Consider the following 15,731-nt stretch of genomic DNA (forward strand, 5'->3'; position numbering starts at 1 on the left):
CCCTTATTTACTGCGGTTGGCTTTTTCTTCAAGACCAGAAAGGTTAAAGCGGCGCTTTAGCTCTTCTAAAACCACTTGTGGGTCTTCGCCTAAATCTGACAGCATTACCATGGTATGAAACCACAGGTCGGCGGTTTCGTAGATGACATCTTTGTTGTCCCCAGAGGTTTTTGCATCTTTGGCGGCAATGATAGCTTCGGTGGCTTCTTCGCCGACTTTTTCCAATATTTTGTTGAGGCCCTTGGCGTACAGGCTGGCCACATATGAGCTATCAGCGGCAGCGGATTTGCGCTCTTCAAGAATTTTGCCCAATTGGCTGATGACATCACTCATGTATTATTCCTCTTAGTGGGCGGCATGATACCTTATTCGCCACACTCTCAGTATATCTGGTTTGCGGTTTTTAGCCCCGCGTCACGATCCACGCTAAACCCAAGGCGATTAATGCCATGGATGCTTGGTATCCCCACAGAAATGGGCTGTGTAATCCAATTAGGCCTAAGGCGCTGACAATGGCCCCTAGGGTGCGGTGTTTACTGCGGCGCTGCTGCTGAAGCATTTGTTCTTCAATGGCGTCTAGTTTGTCCCGAACTTGTTGTTGCTGTTGAGGGTATTGGCCAAGTGTAATTAAGGTGTTGCGTATGGTTTCTGGCATGTGAGGCGCGTGTTGAATCCATGCAGGTGCTTGGCGTTTTAATTCTTTCCAGATGGCTTTTGGCCCCATGCGGGTATGCATCCATTGCTCTAGGTAGGGCTTGGCGGTGGTCCATAAGTCTAATTGTGGATAAAGCTGGCGACCAAGGCCTTCGATGTTGAGCAAGGTTTTTTGCAGTAATACCAGTTGCGGTTGCACCACCATGTTAAAGCGACGGGCGGTTTGAAATAAGCGCAGTAGCAATAGGCCAAAGCTGATTTCTTCTAGGGGTTTTTCAAATATCGGTTCACACACACTGCGAATAGCCGCTTCAAACTCGTTGATTTTGGTTTCTTGGCCCACCCAGCCCGACTCCACATGTAAGCGCGCTACTTCATGGTAGTCTTGGTTAAAAAAGGCCAATAAATTACGGGCTAAATAATCTTGATCGGTATCACTCAGTGTGCCCACAATGCCGCAATCAATGGCGATATATTGTGGGCTTTGTGGATCGTTATGGGCCACAAAAATGTTGCCCGGGTGCATATCAGCATGAAAGAAGCTGTCTTTAAATACTTGGCGAAAGAATATCTCGACACCCCGTTCGGCCAGTACCTTCATGTTGGTGCCACGGGCTTCAAGTTGTTCAATGTCGCCGATTGGAGTGCCGTATATACGCTCCATGACCATGACATTAGGGCGGCAGTAATCCCAGTGCACTTCGGGTATATAAAGCAGTGGGCTATCGGCAAAGTTGCGGCGTAATTGGGAGGCGTTGGCTGCTTCGCTCATTAAGTCTAATTCACCAAAAATGGTGTGACGGTAATCTTCAACCACTTCAACAGGGCGTAGGCGTTTGCCATCTTTGGCGTAACGCTGCATTAAACGGGCGGCCATCATCATCACGGAAATGTCTTTGTTGATGGTGGTTTCTAAGTTAGGGCGAATGACTTTTATCACGACATCTTCACCACTGGTTAGCTTGGCGCAATGAACTTGTGCGATAGAAGCGGAGGCCAGTGCCTCGCTTTCAAATTCACTGAATACAGTGTCGACACTTTCACCCAATGCTTTTTCAATAATGCGTCTGGCAGTCTTGGCTTTAAATGGCGGTACTTGGTCTTGCAGTTGGGCAAGCTCTTGGGCTAAATCGGGGGGCAATAAGTCTTTGCGGGTTGAAAGCAATTGGCCAAATTTAATGTAAATGGGCCCCAGCTCAACAAGGGCAAGACGCAAACGTTTGGCTTTAGGTGTGCGTTTAGCTAGGGAGTTTAACCGCCAAGGGGCTAAAAAGAACGCTAAGCGTAAATACCAAGGCAATAGGTGTGTGGGTATAAACACATCTAAACGGTATTTGCTGAACACATAAAGTAGGGTGAATAAGCGTCTTAGTTGCTGCATGTTAGGGTTTCGCTTGATTCAGTTTGGTGGCTAAACGATTAATGCGTGCTTCTAAGCGCTCGCCGTCTAATTTCAATTTATGGATGGCGGTAAACTGAGATTCCCCTTCTAATTTATGCGGGGCTAGTTTTAGCTCATCGCGCACGTATTCTACGGAGTCTTGTTTCACTTTCGTGGTGGTATTTTTAAACCAGCCACCCAGTTTGCGTAAATTGTTACCAATCACATGGGCCACCACTGGGCCGGTGAGTTCGCTGATCATGGCTTCAAAGTCGATGTCTAAATCGTCCATGGCATCAGCAAGGCCCATGGCTAATTGACTAGAGCCTTGAATTTGAATGTCGCTTTTCATTAATGCGGCGTGTTTGTCTTTGTGGGTGGCCAGATTAATAAAGGCTTTAAGCTCCCCTGAGAGTTTAGCGTGTGGCTCATCTTCAAGATTAGACATTAAGCTGAGGGTCTCACCAAAGCGCACATAAATGCGCAGCGCAGGCTGCTCAATTTCAATGGCTAACACTTTAGGCCCAAGGGCGGCGAGCTTTTGTGAGGTGGCGGGATCATAGCGCAAGGCTTGGTTGATGATGCCTTCTGCGCTGACTAATGCCGCTTGAATCAGGGTTTGGTCCATGCTCATCCTTACGGCTTAATGCCTTTGTGCAAGGCCACAATACCACCTGTTAAATTGTGATAATCACAATTGGCAAACCCTGCCTCTTCAAACATGGTTTTTAATTCTTCTTGCCCTGGGTGCATACGAATAGACTCGGCTAAATAGCGATAGCTTTCTGAATCATTGGTAATGAGTTTGCCCATAAATGGTAAGGCACTGAAGCTGTATAAGTCGTAGGCTTTTTTAAGCAAAGGGTTATTGGTTTTAGAGAATTCTAACACCAGTAGGCGGCCACCGGGTTTTAATACACGGTTAAATTCTGCTAAGGCTTTGTCTTTATTGGTGACGTTTCTAAGGCCAAACGCCATGGTTACCACATTAAAGCTGTTGTCTTCAAACGGTAGGCATTCGGCATTGGCTTGCACGCATTCGATGTTACCACTGTAGCCTTTGTCTAATAAACGATCACGGCCTACTTTCAACATGGAGTCGTTAATATCCGCTAACACCACTTTACCCTCAGGGCCTACTAGGTCTGCGAATTTCATGGTGAGATCACCGGTGCCACCGGCGATGTCCAGAACCGTATCCCCTTTGCGCGCACCGGTAAATTCCATGGTGAAGCGCTTCCAAAGTCGATGAACACCAAATGACATTAGGTCGTTCATTAGGTCGTATTTGGCGGCAACACTGTGGAAAACTTCCGCTACCTTGCCTTGCTTTTCTTCTTCTGCAACGGTTTGGTAGCCAAAGTGGGTGGTTTTCTGTTCGGACATGGCTGGGGGCCTGATTCTTAATCGGTAAATTGGGTCTATTCTAACGGGCTTACGGACAGATGTCTTGATGTTAGTCTACTGACTTAAACGCAATTTGTGCGCTTTCGCGGCTTTTGCCCGCTGCGGCCAGTTTATCTAGGTAGGCTTGCCAAAATTGGTCTTTATTGGCACATAGCTCTTGTAAATAAGGCCAGTTATACAAGCCTGAGTCATGGCCGTCATCAAAGGTGATTTTAAGAGCATAGTTGCCCACAGGCTCAAGTTTTAAAATGCGCACGTCTTTTTTAGCAAATTGCAGTACTTCATTGCCTTTGCCGTGACCACGTACTTCTGCACTGGGGCTCAGTACGCGCAGCATCTCAGCACTAAGCTGATTTGATACATCGGCCCATGCCAGTTCCAATAACTGAGATTGTTTATGAAACTTAATAACCGAGGGCACTTGGCTCATAACTTAACCGTTTAATATTTGCTGTGGGCTTAAATTCGGGCTGCCGTTACCGGATTGCTCGGCCTGTTTGACTAGGCGAATTAAGCGCTGGTTCATTGGGGTTTCAATATTAACACGTTTTCCTAATTTCACGATTTCCCCAGAGATATAATCCACCTCTACAGGGCGTTGGTTTTGCAAGTCCTCCCACATGCTGGAGCGGGCTTTTGGATCAATGGCGAGCATTTTTTTAGCAAGGAGTTTAAACAGAAAATTTGGCAAAGATAGTATTTTAACGGCTGTTTGTATGGGTACCGCAGCCACTTGTCCGGGCTTAATATTGGCGGCTTTTAAAACCGCTAAGCCTTCTTTTAGGCAAGCCACATAAATTTTGCGGTAGGCGCGGTTTTCAATTTGTTGTTTTAATGGGATACCCGACAGGGCATTTACAGGGTTGTTTAAATTCAGTAAAAGTTTGCCCCATAAAATACTCTGCATATGGTGTTTTAATTCGAAGCCTAATTTGGCCGTGTCGGCGGCGTCTTTCAATAACAAGGCTTTGTGGTGTTGCTGACAATATAAGTGCCCTTGAGTACCGCAGTGAAAGTGTCCATTGGCTTGAGAGACCACATTGTACGGTACCATAACAGGTAATACGGTGTGATTAGGCAAAATCTGATGAATGGTGTTGGTGTTACTTACCCCATTTTGAAACGAGAAAACCGTAGCGTGTTGATTGCCGCTGTTTAATATAGTGTTGGCCATGGCTTGCGTGTCTTTGCTTTTGACGCAAATCAGAATGAGATCCGCATCTTTTAAAATAGACGGGTCGGTACTCATGTGCAGTTGGTCAGGGGAAAGTTGGGTGCTGCGGCCAGTCCAGTCAGTTAAATGCAGGCCATGTGCGTCTATTTTATTTTTCATGGATTGCCGAGCTAAAAAACGCACATTGGCACCACCACTGACCAGCATGCCGCCGATGTAACAACCGATACTGCCTGCACCTGCAATGACAATTTTAATGTGGTCTGCATTCATAATGTGTACTTTAAATGGTTTAGCCTAAATAGTAGTACATAAAATTATTTTAAAACAAACAATAAAAATAACTCACCGCTTTTGGGATCTCGCCAGCTATCTTTTTCTGCAAATTGTGAGAAGTCTATGGTTGTCTTGATTTGTAGAATTTAGCTTATCAGTAAAAGCCGTATTGTGTTCATGTTATGAAACTATAGCTAAGAGGTATACGAATATTTGAAAGGTAGGTGAGGAAAAGCAGACAACAAAGGTTCAGCTTGAGCCTTTGTTGTCGAGAAAGGTTTAAAGAATAAAGCGGCTTAAATCTTCATCCTGTGCGATTTCACCTAGGTGCTCAGTAACAAATGGGCCATTTATTTGTAATGGCTGCTCACTGTATTGAGTGGCTAGGCTTTCTGCATCAAAACTGACTTTTTCTAACAGGCGTTCCATCATAGTGTGCAGGCGACGAGCACCGATGTTTTCAGTGGTTTCGTTTACCTTAAATGCCGTTTGTGCAAGTTGTTCAATGCCGTCTTCGGTGAACTCAACGTTCAAGCCTTCTGTCGATAGTAGGGCTTTATATTGCTCGGTTAAAGAGGCGCTTGGCTCGGTTAAGATGCGTTTGAAATCATCCGGTGTCAGTGCTTGTAACTCTACGCGAATTGGTAAACGGCCTTGCAGTTCAGGAATTAAGTCCGAAGGCTTGCTTAGATGGAATGCACCCGATGCTACAAACAAAATGTGATCGGTTTTTAGCATGCCGTATTTGGTTGAAACCGTGCAGCCTTCAATTAATGGTAATAGATCACGCTGTACACCTTCACGGCTCACGTCACCGCCGCCACCTGACTCTTGGCGCTTGGCCACTTTGTCGATTTCATCAATAAACACGATGCCATTTTGTTCAACGGCTTCGACGGCTTTAGCTTTTAGCTCGTCCATGTTGATTAGGTTGCCAGCTTCTTCATCTTGAATTTGCTTAAGTGCGTCTTTTACTTTCATCTTACGTTTGTTGCTTTTGCCTTGGCCTAAGCTGCTAAACATATTTTGAATTTGGCTGGTCATATCTTCCATGCCCGGAGGGGCCATGATTTCAACGCCTACTTGTGGGGCGGCCACGTCAATTTCAATTTCTTTTTCGTCCATGTCGCCGTTTGTCACTTTTTTGCGGAATAATACGCGGGTGGCGCTGTCTTCTGGTTTGTCTGCTTGGCTTTCGTATTCGTTACGCGCTGGTGTTAATAAAACATCTAATACACGCTCAATGGCTGCGTTTTTTGCGCTTTCTTGTACGGCTTCCATTTCTTGTTCGCGTAGCATTTTAAAGCCGGTTTCCACTAGATCGCGAATAATGGTTTCCACATCGCGGCCCACATAACCTACTTCGGTAAATTTAGTGGCTTCGACTTTTATAAATGGCGCGTTAGATAGCTTGGCTAAACGACGGGCAATTTCAGTTTTACCCACACCGGTTGGGCCAATCATTAAAATATTTTTAGGGGTGATTTCGTTACGCATTTCTTGTGGTAACTGCATGCGACGCCAGCGGTTTCTAAGCGCGATGGCGACACTACGTTTGGCTTCGCTTTGGCCAACAATATGGCGATCTAGCTCTGTTACGATTTGAGCTGGGGTTAGGCTGTTTTCAATATTGGTTTGCAACATGTTTTTTCTCTTTACTTAAAATCAAATGTAAAACGTGAACACTATTTTTCGATTTTAAGGGTTTCTATGGTGAAATTATGATTGGTGAATACGCAGATATCACCGGCTATGGTTAAACCTTTTTCCACAATGTCACGGGCACCTAAGTCTGTGTTTTCAAATAAAGCTTTTGCCGCAGCTAGTGCATAGTTTCCACCACTGCCTACAGAGATAACGCCGTTTTCTGGTTCTAACACATCGCCGTTCCCCGTGATGGTTAAGGTGGCGGTTTCATCGGCCACGATTAAAATGGCTTCAAGTTTTCTAAGGGCGCGGTCACTGCGCCATTCTTTGGCCAACTCAACCGCTGAGCGCGTCAGTTGCCCTGAATGTTTTTGTAGGTGAGCCTCAAATTTTTCAAATAAGGTGAAGGCATCAGCGGTGGCACCAGCAAAACCTGCAATGACTTTGTCGTTGTATAAGCGGCGCACTTTACGAGCGTTGCCTTTCATTACGGTATTGCCAAGGCTAACTTGGCCATCACCGCCCATTACTACTTCGTCTTCTCGGCGCACACTTAATATGGTTGTCATAGCTTAAATCTGTATCTGATGAATTTCTACAATTCACCGTTATGGGGGTGGTTCCGCTAACTTCAAGTTTTATCGGGAAATTGGCACGGATATCTTTACACAAGGTGTTTGAATTAGACATGTGATTAAATATTAATCAGGCATTGTCCAGATTACGAATAAAGTACAAGTTGACCAATTTTGCGGTGTTATATTAAACGATCGACCCCGAATGGGTTGATTTAGGAAGGTTTACGCCATGGAATTGAAGTCATCACTGCCCATTAAGTCTTATATCAATGAGGGGCTTGATTATTATTATTTAACCCAAGCCTGTCCGTGTATTGATGTACTTGCAACGCCATTGCACGGGGATGCACGCTTAGAGTTGGCCGTGGTGGATTTTGGTCCAATGCTGATAATGAAGCGCCTTAATCAGGGGGCAGCCATTGAAGAGTACCGCTTTGCCGAGCATTTAGTGGCAATTCAGTTACCTACCTCTAGCGGCGATAATATTGATGCCTTCCAGTGTGCCTTAGGAGGTGCGCAACATAGTCCATTTTTATTACCCGGCGCAAAAGCTCAGTGGATAGTGCCAGACAATACTGAATTATATCAATTACATATTGATGGACGCTGGCTAACTAAGGTGCTGGGTCCATCGGCTATGGAAGATTATTTTGAGTTATCAACCGTGCCAAGCCGTAAAGCATACGACAAAGAAGCCTTACTTTTAGTGGCTACGGCCTGCGAACAAGCACTATCTCAAGGTCTGGCAGCAAATGCTAAGGGCATGACATTAGCTGTTGATGTGGTCGAGTCATTAATTAAAGATATCTTATTGCCGTGCATTAACGCTGAATTAATAGATGTAAAACCGACACCTAGGCAAAAGATTTTAGGCAAAGCACTGGATTATATTCACGCCCATTATGCTCAGCCTATTTCTTTAGATGGCTTGGCAGATGTGACGGCGACGTCTGTGCGCAACTTGCAGCTGGTGTTTAAGCATGAGCTGGGGATTAGTCCGGGCAGTTATATTCAGCAGTTTCGTTTGCACCGTTTTCGACACATGTTATCGACGGCCAGCAGTGTGACAGAGGCAGCGTATGCTTGTGGAATTAAACATTTAGGGCGTTTAACTGAGCGTTATGCGCAGGTATTTAAGCAAAAGCCATCATCCCACTTGTCTAGCCCTAGGCCACAACCTTTGGAAATGGGTGACCCCCATTCATTGCATTGGATGGTTAGTTAGAGGTTAAGATTGATTCCAATAATCGCTGGCTGCTTAGATACAATCCATATTGTTGCTTAATCAGTTTAGAGAGTTTGGCTTGGTGGCTAGAGATGGCGCGTACGATGAGTTGTTGGCGTTTTGTTTCTTCAATAAATCCGCTGGGATTGAGCAGTGTCATCAACTGATCGCCGTACTCCTGATACATTTCTTTCATTTGCCGCTTAAGACGGGTCATGTTTACTTTTAGATCCACATGATAATTTACGCGCATGGCGGCTTCATGTTGTTGGTTGTTTAGCTCTTGCTTGTAGCACTGACTCAATGAATATTGCAGACACAAGCTTTCAATGTGCATTAGCCATAACAACCAAAGATCGCGACTGTCTTCGATGAGTTCGTAATTACGAAAGCTTTTGGTGAGGTAGAGCTGAATAAAGCGCATTTTGAAAATCATGGCGTGTTCAAGTTCAACCACTTTGACGGCGTGAGAGTTGCTGCCTTTTTGAGGTTGCTCCCCTTGATAACTTACATGGCGACCATTTTGGTAATGCTCAATGATTACTTGATCACATACTTCTAAGCGGTAGTAACCATCAAGGGATTGTTGCTGAATGACATGACTGATGAGTTCCCCTAGGGTGCTGTTATCTGGGTGGCTCATAATGCGATGACAACTGTTTAGCAGTGTGCATAGAAGGTCGTCATAGCGTATTCCTTGCCATGAGTACTCATAATCATAAAACGAACTCGGCTGAGCCATAAATTGGCCTTTTAGCTAAATGAGACGAGTTATTATTATAGCCTTAAGACGTATGCTCACTATCCGGATTACGCCATTATTCTAACATTGTTAAAAATGGTGACCTATTCCAAAAGCAAACCTTTGTGTGGTATCACCACTAGTCAACGGGCTACTCTCAAATTCCTTTCCATGTTTATAATAGCGCCACATGGCAACAATTGACCAGTTTTCATTTAGATCGTATACCGCTAACAGTTCTATTTCCTGAGTCCATTCACTTCTTGGGGCGTAATTATCCGTCCCAACATAATAATCCATGAGCTTTTCGCTTTGATACTGGGCGGCTAAGGTTGTCACAAGGCGTAAGTCTTCAAATACAAAGCGTTTATAAATAGCCGCTTCAAATTCTTGTGCATCGTGCTTGCCGCTGATGTCTTGAAACAGACTAAACTGGGAAACGTAACCTTGGCCTAACGGCACAGAAAATTGTGGGCCAACTTCAATAGCGCGCTCTCTGTCTTGGTTGGTCAAGTTGGTGTCTGAGGCCTCTAAGTATTGATGGGTACGTAGCTGGCCAATGGCTGATAAGTTGCCAAACCCAAAGCGTTTGATAGGGTAGCCAATTCGGTTACCCTCTATGAAGGCATCGCCTAGGCGACCAAAAATTAATAAGCTAGGTTGTGTTTTGGTGTTTACTTGCTGATAAGGCAGGTCATCTGAGCCAATGGCTGGGGCAATTAGACCGTTAAATTCCGGTAGTTGCCAGTCGTGGGCAAAAAGTAGTGGGCTAACCGTTAATAACAGCGCGATAAGTGGAATGTGTTTCATATTTGCCCCTATGTGAATGACACTTAGGGGCAAGTTGTATAGAAAAGTTCCTGACTATTCTTTTGGCAGGGTTTGTTTAATTTCTACCGAGTTAATGCCCATTTGCACAAGTTGGTCTTGCGCTTTGTTCATTTGTGAACGGTTTGCAAAAGGTCCAGTAAAAACTCGATACCAAGTTTTACCATTAACATCCACGCTTTCAACTTGGGTATTAAAACCATTGAGGGTGAGCTGTGCTTTTAAGCGGTCAGCACGCTCTAGTTCGGCAAACGCGCCGGTTTTTAAGCGGTATTGAATTTTGTTGCCTTTATCATCAAACCCTTTTGGGGTGGATTTGTATTCAGGCACTTCTTCAACTTGTATCTCTTTATTTTCTAAAATTTCAAAAAACTCGTAGTTTTCAACGGCTTTTTTAACGGTTTCAGAATCGGGTAGTTTTTCTTTAATGGCTTTTTGTACCTCGGCATTCAAGCTTTGTTTGGCTTGATTGCTAAGGTTTTCTTTTACGGCTTTTGCGTTTTGCATGATGCCATCGGTAATTTTATCGATGTCATCACCTGCTGGCACTGTGGTTAAGTACAGCAAAAATCCGGCAAAACTAACCGCCACTAACGGGGTGAATATCCATACCCAACGAGGCGTCCCTGATGCCATGTTACATTTCCTCTGGAGCGCTGATGCCCATTAAATCCAAACCGTTTACCAGTACTTGGCGCACCGCTTGGGTAAGGGTGATGCGGGCATCACGTAAGTTAGCATCGTCCACAATTGTTTTGTGAGCATTGTAGTAGCCGTGAAATTCACTGGCTAATTCATGCAAATAATTGGCTATCATGTGTGGCGCGCTGGCCGTGCCTGCGGCTTTTACAAATTCTGGGAAACGGGCTAACTTATTGGCCAATAATTTTTCTTGGTCTTCGGTGAGTAAGTCCAGCTTGGCAAGGCCGTTGGCTTGATCCCATGTCAGGTCTTGCTCATTAAGTTTGCGTAAAATGCTGCAAATACGGGCGTGGGCATATTGAATGTAATACACAGGGTTATCGTTTGATTGGCTAAGGGCCAAATCAATATCGAATGTGAGCTGTGAGCTTGGAGCGCGGGCTGCTAAGAAATAACGGGTAGCGTCTAAACCTACTTGGTCGATCAAATCGCGCAAGGTCACGTAGCTACCGGCACGTTTGGAAATTTTCACCTCTTCGCCGCCTTTCATCACGGTAACCATTTGGTGCAATACGTAGTCCGGCCAGCCTTCAGGGATGTCCATGTTTAACGCTTGCAGGCCAGCGCGCACACGGGTGATGGTTGAGTGGTGGTCTGCACCTTGTTCGTTCACTACGCGGTTAAAGCCACGCTGCCATTTGTCTAGGTGGTAGGCCACGTCGGGTACAAAGTAGGTGTAGCCGCCATCGGTTTTGCGCATGACGCGGTCTTTGTCGTCACCGAATTCGGTGGTTTTTAACCATAATGCGCCGCCGTCTTCATAGGTGAAGCCGTTTTTAATTAAGGTTTGTACGGCGTGTTCTACTTTGCCTTCGCTGTATAAGGAGCTTTCTAAGAAATATACGTCGAAGTCTACTTCAAATGCTTTTAAGTCTAGATCTTGCTCGCGGCGCAGGTAAGCAACCGCAAAATGACGAATGCCATCTAGGTCGTCAGCGTCTTTGGTGCCAGTAAAACTTTGATCGGCGGACTCAACGGTATCCCCTTTCATGAAGCTGTCAGCCAGCTCAATAATGTAATGACCTTGGTAGCCGTTTTCTGGCCAGCTGTCATCGCCCGGGCCAAAGCCTTTACAGCGTGCTTGAACCGATAGTGCTAGGTTATCAATTTGCGCACCAGCATCGTTGTAGTAAAACTCGCGAGTAGTGTCCCAGCCGTTGGCGCTTAATAAACGGCTAATGCAATCACCTACTGCGGCCCCTCGACCATGGCCTACATGTAATGGGCCCGTTGGGTTGGCGGATACAAATTCAACTTGTACCTTTTGACCCTTGCCGGAATCATTGTGGCCAAACTTATCGCCTTGCTCGAAAATGGTATTCACAATGGAAAGGCTGGCGGCTTCTGTTACAAAAAAGTTAATAAAGCCCGGTCCGGCAATTTCTGCTTTGTTCAAAATAGGGCTAACAGGTAATGCGTTGATAATTTCTTGCGCCCAATCGCGGGGTTTCATGCCTGCTAGTTTGGCGCTGGCCATGGCAATGTTAGAAGCATAATCACCGTGAGCTTTGTCTTTGGTGTTTTCGACCATGATTTTAGGTGCTGCATCGGCAGGGAGTTTTCCTGCGTCTTTTAAAGCACAAAGGGTGTCTTCAATAAGGCTAATAAGCTGTTGTTTCATAGGTACCTTGAATTCAGAGCAAGAGCCACCCGTTTAAACGGGGTACTCAAGATGCAGATGCACAAAATTTGCGCGGCATTATCCCAGTTTGTGCCAATTTTTTCCACAAACCAAGGTTTCTTTTATGGTCATATGCTTAGTGATCCTCGGAAAGCTTGTATATCTGATTTTCCATATATATGATTAGACGTATATATAATGGGTAATCTATATGACACCTCTATCTTTATTTAAATGCCTAGGGGATGAAACCCGCCTATTCATCATGGTACTTATTCAAAATCAAGGTGAGTTAAACGTGGGCGAGCTGGTGGATGCGTTGCAATTAAGTCAGCCAAAAGTCAGCCGGCACTTATCCACCTTGCGGGAATGCCAATTGCTAGATATTCGCAAGTCAGGGCAATGGGTGTTTTATCGGGTACATGACGGTTTACCCCAGTGGGCCAATGAAATCGTGTGTCAGGCGGTGATTGCCAATGAGGCAAAGTTACCAGAATTAATCGAACGCCTTGTACTGGTAGATGAACCCCAGCGTAAAGTGGCGTGTTGCTAGGAATTAAACCTTAGACATATTACTGCAACACAAACGTTATATTTTTGAAACGTACGTTCATGGGCAGGCAGCCCAGTTCAAAATATAACGGAGGGCGTGAGTCCGTGAAAATATTATTTGTGTGTTCGCAAAACCGCTGTGCCAGCATCCTATCTGAGGCTATCGCTAACTACGCTGATGACCCAAGATTACAAGCGGCCAGTGTGGCCAGTGAGATGATTACAGAAGTGGACCCGATGTCACTGCAATATCTGCAAGAAAGTGGCATTCCCACAACTGATTTAAAAAGCAAAAGCTGGGACGAGCTACAAAGCTTTCATCCAGATGTGGTAGTCAGCGTTGGCGAAGACAAACAAGCCAGCTACCCACAATGGTTAGCAAACAGCATTAAATTACATTGGGGATTGGATGACCCATCAGCAAAACAAGGAACTGCCGAGCAAATTAAAGCGTCGTTGTTGTATTGCTTAAACGACATAATTTGCCGCACACACCAAATTTTAGATTTGGATTTAGACAATTTAACCCCAGTAGCGCTTAAACAGGAATTTTTAAAACTGGGCGCTCATGGGTAAATACCACCTATAGAGGCTTGCGCAGTCTATGAAAATTTTATTCATTTGTACCCATAACCGTTGTCGTAGCATTTTATCGGAGGCCATTGCCAATCATGCAGGTGATGGCCGACTACAAGCCGCCAGTGCAGGCAGTCAACCGGTTGGGGAAGTGCATCCTCTATCCATTAAATATTTACAAGAACAAGGCATCGCAATCGATGGCCTTAAAAGCCAAAGCTGGGATGAGCTAGAAAGCTTTGCACCGGACGTGGTGGTGACTGTTTGTGATAGTGCTGCCGGTGAAACTTGTCCTGCATGGTTTGGCAAAAGCATCAAGTTGCATTGGGGCTTAGAAGACCCATCAAAAGTTGAAGGCAGCGATGATCAAATTAAAGCCGCCTTCTTAACCTGCATTAACGAAATTAAATTTCGCATTCACAAGATTCTTGAATTGGACTTAGACAACCTAACCGGCGACGCCCTAAAAGCGGAACTGGTAAAACTGGGCGCACAAGGTTAATTCTTAATATTCGTAGGATGGGTTAGAGCGAGCTTTAGCGAGGTCGTAACCCATCGTTTAATTGATGGGTTACACTGTTCGTTGCACTCACAGCTAACCTATCCTACTTATCCAAAAGTTAAATCAGCAAAACAAACGAGCAAAAAATTATGGGTATTTTCGAACGTTACCTTTCCGTGTGGGTAGGTTTAGGCATTGTGGCCGGTGTGATACTGGGCAGCATTATGCCCGGTGTATTTGAAGTGATCGCAGGGTGGGAAATCGCCCATGTGAATATTTTAATCGCTGTTTTAATTTGGTTAATGGTGTACCCAATGATGGTACAAGTGGATTTTTCATCCATCAAAGACGTGGGTAAAAAACCAAAAGGCTTGGTTTTAACCTTAGTGATTAACTGGCTTATTAAACCGTTCACTATGGCCCTATTGGGTTGGTTGTTTTTTAAAATATTTTTTGCCGACATGGTGGACCCACAAACCGCCAACGAATACATCGCCGGTATGATTCTATTGGGTGTCGCCCCGTGTACCGCCATGGTATTTGTGTGGTCGCAACTGACAAAAGGTGATCCAAACTACACCTTGGTGCAGGTAAGTGTGAACGATGTGATCATGGTGTTTGCCTTTGCACCCATCACTGCATTCTTGTTAGGCATGACCGACATCACCGTACCTTGGGAAACTTTATTATTGTCTGTGGTGTTGTATGTGTTGTTGCCATTAGTGGCAGGCATTATCACCCGTAAAAAATTAGATAAACGTGATGACCACTCGAAACTTGAAAGCTTTTTAGCCACTGTTAAACCTTGGTCTATTGTGGGTTTAATCTCTACGGTTGTCTTGCTATTCGCCTTTCAAGCACAAACTATTTTAGATAAACCAGAAGCCATTGTGATGATTGCCATACCACTTTTGATTCAAACTTATGGCATTTTCTTCATTGCTTACGGATTGGCAAAATATCTTAAGCTGCCACACAACGTTGCGGCCCCAGCGTGCATGATTGGCACCAGTAACTTTTTTGAGTTGGCGGTTGCAGTAGCTATTAGTTTGTTTGGTTTACATTCTGGTGCCGCACTGGCTACGGTGGTGGGGGTTTTAGTGGAAGTGCCGGTGATGTTGTCATTGGTCTGGTTTGCCAATAGGACTCGTCATTGGTTCTAGAAACTATCTGCGTTGCCAATACGGCGTGAAAAAAATTCGAAATATTGTCACTTATAAAAGCATAAGCTCCGCAATTTCGAATCTTTTTGCCTTGTCTTGACGGCCTCGATGACGTTTCTAGGGAATAGTTGAAGCTAGCTCGGCTTTGGCATCCTGCGTCGCTCTACTGGCTACATCCATGTAGCCATGCGTTGTTGATGCGGCGTTATAAAATCGTTTAAGTTCGTTACATAGGCGAGCTATGCGCCTCACTTAAACGATTTTATGCCTTGCCTGAACGGCCTCGCTGACGCTTCTGGGTATGTTAATAACTGGAACTAACCATGGAAGAAAAAGATAAAATCATTAAGTATCCACTATGGTGGTTTGGCATCATAATGTTAGTGATGTTAATAGGCTTAAATTATTTTTTATTTAAGCACTATGTTTGGGAATTCAATCAATTTGTTGCTGATATGGACAAGGGTCAAGCCATTAATTTTTATCAAGTTGGATTAAAAAAGTTTGCTTGGTATATAGGATTTAATTTCTTGATTTTGTTGGCAATGTTTCTAGGTGTGACATATAAATTGAAAGTAGCAATAAAGTGGATTAGAGATAACTAGAGTGATTTTTGTACTATGCGTTGATTAAAGTGTGAGGTACCAACATGGTTATTCGGCCCTAGAAACTCTATCTAGCCAAAAGGCGCTCCGCTTATCCA

Annotated in this window: 18 protein-coding genes; 6 read left to right on the forward strand and 12 right to left on the reverse strand. The window is 44.7% G+C overall.

Features of this window, described 5'->3' with window-relative positions:
• Window positions 1–3: 3 nt before the first annotated feature.
• The 8 genes from ABWV45_RS11930 to hslV form a co-directional block, all read right to left on the reverse strand.
• Entirely contained in the window at window positions 4–333 is a 330-nt protein-coding gene (locus ABWV45_RS11930) for a phosphoribosyl-ATP diphosphatase (RefSeq protein ID WP_353351929.1), read from the reverse strand.
• Window positions 334–403: 70 nt separating this feature from the next.
• Window positions 404–2,035, reverse strand: coding sequence for a ubiquinone biosynthesis regulatory protein kinase UbiB (gene ubiB / locus ABWV45_RS11935; RefSeq protein ID WP_353351930.1), 1,632 nt, complete (start codon window positions 2,033–2,035; stop codon window positions 404–406).
• A 1-nt stretch (window position 2,036) separates the two neighbouring features.
• Entirely contained in the window at window positions 2,037–2,663 is a 627-nt protein-coding gene (locus tag ABWV45_RS11940; RefSeq protein WP_353351931.1) for a ubiquinone biosynthesis accessory factor UbiJ, read from the reverse strand.
• Window positions 2,664–2,671: 8 nt separating this feature from the next.
• Entirely contained in the window at window positions 2,672–3,421 is a 750-nt protein-coding gene (ubiE, locus tag ABWV45_RS11945) for a bifunctional demethylmenaquinone methyltransferase/2-methoxy-6-polyprenyl-1,4-benzoquinol methylase UbiE (protein ID WP_353351932.1), read from the reverse strand.
• Window positions 3,422–3,491: 70 nt separating this feature from the next.
• A complete protein-coding gene (locus ABWV45_RS11950; protein ID WP_353351933.1) occupies window positions 3,492–3,872 on the reverse strand; it encodes a gamma-butyrobetaine hydroxylase family protein in 381 nt (126 codons plus the stop codon).
• Window positions 3,873–3,875: 3 nt separating this feature from the next.
• Window positions 3,876–4,889 carry a 2-dehydropantoate 2-reductase gene (locus ABWV45_RS11955; protein WP_353351934.1) on the reverse strand — a complete coding sequence of 338 codons (1,014 nt, stop codon included), beginning with the start codon at window positions 4,887–4,889 and terminating at the stop codon, window positions 3,876–3,878.
• A 282-nt stretch (window positions 4,890–5,171) separates the two neighbouring features.
• The gene (gene hslU / locus ABWV45_RS11960; RefSeq protein WP_353351935.1) at window positions 5,172–6,536 is read right to left on the reverse strand and encodes an ATP-dependent protease ATPase subunit HslU; all 1,365 of its coding nucleotides are present in this window, start codon (window positions 6,534–6,536) and stop codon (window positions 5,172–5,174) included.
• A gap of 41 nt (window positions 6,537–6,577) precedes the next feature.
• Window positions 6,578–7,108 carry an ATP-dependent protease subunit HslV gene (gene hslV / locus ABWV45_RS11965; RefSeq protein WP_353351936.1) on the reverse strand — a complete coding sequence of 177 codons (531 nt, stop codon included), beginning with the start codon at window positions 7,106–7,108 and terminating at the stop codon, window positions 6,578–6,580.
• Between the two features lie 238 nt (window positions 7,109–7,346).
• Here hslV and ABWV45_RS11970 point away from each other — a divergent pair, with 238 nt between their 5' ends.
• Window positions 7,347–8,342 (forward strand): helix-turn-helix domain-containing protein, encoded by a 996-nt coding sequence (locus ABWV45_RS11970; protein ID WP_353351937.1) that lies wholly within the window; start codon window positions 7,347–7,349, stop codon window positions 8,340–8,342.
• On the opposite strand, the gene ABWV45_RS11975 is transcribed toward ABWV45_RS11970, so the two are convergent.
• The 4 genes from ABWV45_RS11975 to argS all read right to left on the reverse strand — a co-directional run bounded on the left by ABWV45_RS11975 (window position 8,335) and on the right by argS (window position 12,235).
• Window positions 8,335–9,084, reverse strand: coding sequence for a peptidylprolyl isomerase (locus ABWV45_RS11975; protein ID WP_353351938.1), 750 nt, complete (start codon window positions 9,082–9,084; stop codon window positions 8,335–8,337). The genes ABWV45_RS11970 and ABWV45_RS11975 overlap by 8 nt on opposite strands.
• A 90-nt stretch (window positions 9,085–9,174) precedes the next feature.
• On the reverse strand, window positions 9,175–9,894 hold the full coding sequence (locus ABWV45_RS11980; RefSeq protein ID WP_353351939.1) for a MipA/OmpV family protein: 720 nt from the start codon (window positions 9,892–9,894) through the stop codon (window positions 9,175–9,177).
• Between the two features lie 54 nt (window positions 9,895–9,948).
• On the reverse strand, window positions 9,949–10,548 hold the full coding sequence (locus ABWV45_RS11985; RefSeq protein WP_353351940.1) for an SPOR domain-containing protein: 600 nt from the start codon (window positions 10,546–10,548) through the stop codon (window positions 9,949–9,951).
• Window position 10,549: 1 nt separating this feature from the next.
• Window positions 10,550–12,235 carry an arginine--tRNA ligase gene (gene argS / locus ABWV45_RS11990; RefSeq protein WP_353351941.1) on the reverse strand — a complete coding sequence of 562 codons (1,686 nt, stop codon included), beginning with the start codon at window positions 12,233–12,235 and terminating at the stop codon, window positions 10,550–10,552.
• A gap of 211 nt (window positions 12,236–12,446) precedes the next feature.
• Between argS and ABWV45_RS11995 the strand changes: the two genes are divergently transcribed.
• The 5 genes from ABWV45_RS11995 to ABWV45_RS12015 all read left to right on the forward strand — a co-directional run bounded on the left by ABWV45_RS11995 (window position 12,447) and on the right by ABWV45_RS12015 (window position 15,633).
• Window positions 12,447–12,788: a metalloregulator ArsR/SmtB family transcription factor gene (locus ABWV45_RS11995; RefSeq protein ID WP_353351942.1), complete on the forward strand. Its 342-nt coding sequence runs from the start codon at window positions 12,447–12,449 to the stop codon at window positions 12,786–12,788.
• Between the two features lie 104 nt (window positions 12,789–12,892).
• Window positions 12,893–13,363 carry an arsenate reductase/protein-tyrosine-phosphatase family protein gene (locus tag ABWV45_RS12000; RefSeq protein WP_353351943.1) on the forward strand — a complete coding sequence of 157 codons (471 nt, stop codon included), beginning with the start codon at window positions 12,893–12,895 and terminating at the stop codon, window positions 13,361–13,363.
• 28 nt (window positions 13,364–13,391) lie between these two features.
• Window positions 13,392–13,865, forward strand: a complete 474-nt coding sequence (locus ABWV45_RS12005) for an arsenate reductase ArsC (protein ID WP_353351944.1) — start codon at window positions 13,392–13,394, stop codon at window positions 13,863–13,865.
• A 149-nt stretch (window positions 13,866–14,014) separates the two neighbouring features.
• Window positions 14,015–15,028: an ACR3 family arsenite efflux transporter gene (gene arsB, locus ABWV45_RS12010; RefSeq protein WP_353351945.1), complete on the forward strand. Its 1,014-nt coding sequence runs from the start codon at window positions 14,015–14,017 to the stop codon at window positions 15,026–15,028.
• Window positions 15,029–15,351: 323 nt separating this feature from the next.
• Window positions 15,352–15,633 (forward strand): hypothetical protein, encoded by a 282-nt coding sequence (locus ABWV45_RS12015; protein ID WP_353351946.1) that lies wholly within the window; start codon window positions 15,352–15,354, stop codon window positions 15,631–15,633.
• The last annotated feature ends 98 nt before the right edge of the window (window positions 15,634–15,731 follow it).

Origin of the sequence: Oceaniserpentilla sp. 4NH20-0058 (assembly GCF_040371755.1) — a bacterium.
In the GTDB taxonomy this organism is placed as follows: Bacteria; Pseudomonadota; Gammaproteobacteria; order Pseudomonadales; family Oceanobacteraceae; genus Bermanella.

What these genes read in the sequence shown, in the direction of transcription:
- ABWV45_RS11995 (WP_353351942.1), top strand. Translation starts at nt 12,447, where the DNA reads ATGACACCTCTATCTTTATTTAAATGCCTAGGGGATGAAACCCGCCTA.
- ABWV45_RS12015 (WP_353351946.1), top strand. Translation starts at nt 15,352, where the DNA reads ATGGAAGAAAAAGATAAAATCATTAAGTATCCACTATGGTGGTTTGGC.
- ABWV45_RS11955 (WP_353351934.1), bottom strand. Translation starts at nt 4,889, where the DNA reads ATGAATGCAGACCACATTAAAATTGTCATTGCAGGTGCAGGCAGTATC.
- ABWV45_RS11950 (WP_353351933.1), bottom strand. Translation starts at nt 3,872, where the DNA reads ATGAGCCAAGTGCCCTCGGTTATTAAGTTTCATAAACAATCTCAGTTA.
- hslV (WP_353351936.1), bottom strand. Translation starts at nt 7,108, where the DNA reads ATGACAACCATATTAAGTGTGCGCCGAGAAGACGAAGTAGTAATGGGC.
- ABWV45_RS11975 (WP_353351938.1), bottom strand. Translation starts at nt 9,084, where the DNA reads ATGGCTCAGCCGAGTTCGTTTTATGATTATGAGTACTCATGGCAAGGA.
- ABWV45_RS11930 (WP_353351929.1), bottom strand. Translation starts at nt 333, where the DNA reads ATGAGTGATGTCATCAGCCAATTGGGCAAAATTCTTGAAGAGCGCAAA.
- ABWV45_RS11970 (WP_353351937.1), top strand. Translation starts at nt 7,347, where the DNA reads ATGGAATTGAAGTCATCACTGCCCATTAAGTCTTATATCAATGAGGGG.
- hslU (WP_353351935.1), bottom strand. Translation starts at nt 6,536, where the DNA reads ATGTTGCAAACCAATATTGAAAACAGCCTAACCCCAGCTCAAATCGTA.
- arsB (WP_353351945.1), top strand. Translation starts at nt 14,015, where the DNA reads ATGGGTATTTTCGAACGTTACCTTTCCGTGTGGGTAGGTTTAGGCATT.
- ubiE (WP_353351932.1), bottom strand. Translation starts at nt 3,421, where the DNA reads ATGTCCGAACAGAAAACCACCCACTTTGGCTACCAAACCGTTGCAGAA.
- ABWV45_RS11985 (WP_353351940.1), bottom strand. Translation starts at nt 10,548, where the DNA reads ATGGCATCAGGGACGCCTCGTTGGGTATGGATATTCACCCCGTTAGTG.
- ABWV45_RS11940 (WP_353351931.1), bottom strand. Translation starts at nt 2,663, where the DNA reads ATGGACCAAACCCTGATTCAAGCGGCATTAGTCAGCGCAGAAGGCATC.
- argS (WP_353351941.1), bottom strand. Translation starts at nt 12,235, where the DNA reads ATGAAACAACAGCTTATTAGCCTTATTGAAGACACCCTTTGTGCTTTA.
- ABWV45_RS11980 (WP_353351939.1), bottom strand. Translation starts at nt 9,894, where the DNA reads ATGAAACACATTCCACTTATCGCGCTGTTATTAACGGTTAGCCCACTA.
- ABWV45_RS12005 (WP_353351944.1), top strand. Translation starts at nt 13,392, where the DNA reads ATGAAAATTTTATTCATTTGTACCCATAACCGTTGTCGTAGCATTTTA.
- ubiB (WP_353351930.1), bottom strand. Translation starts at nt 2,035, where the DNA reads ATGCAGCAACTAAGACGCTTATTCACCCTACTTTATGTGTTCAGCAAA.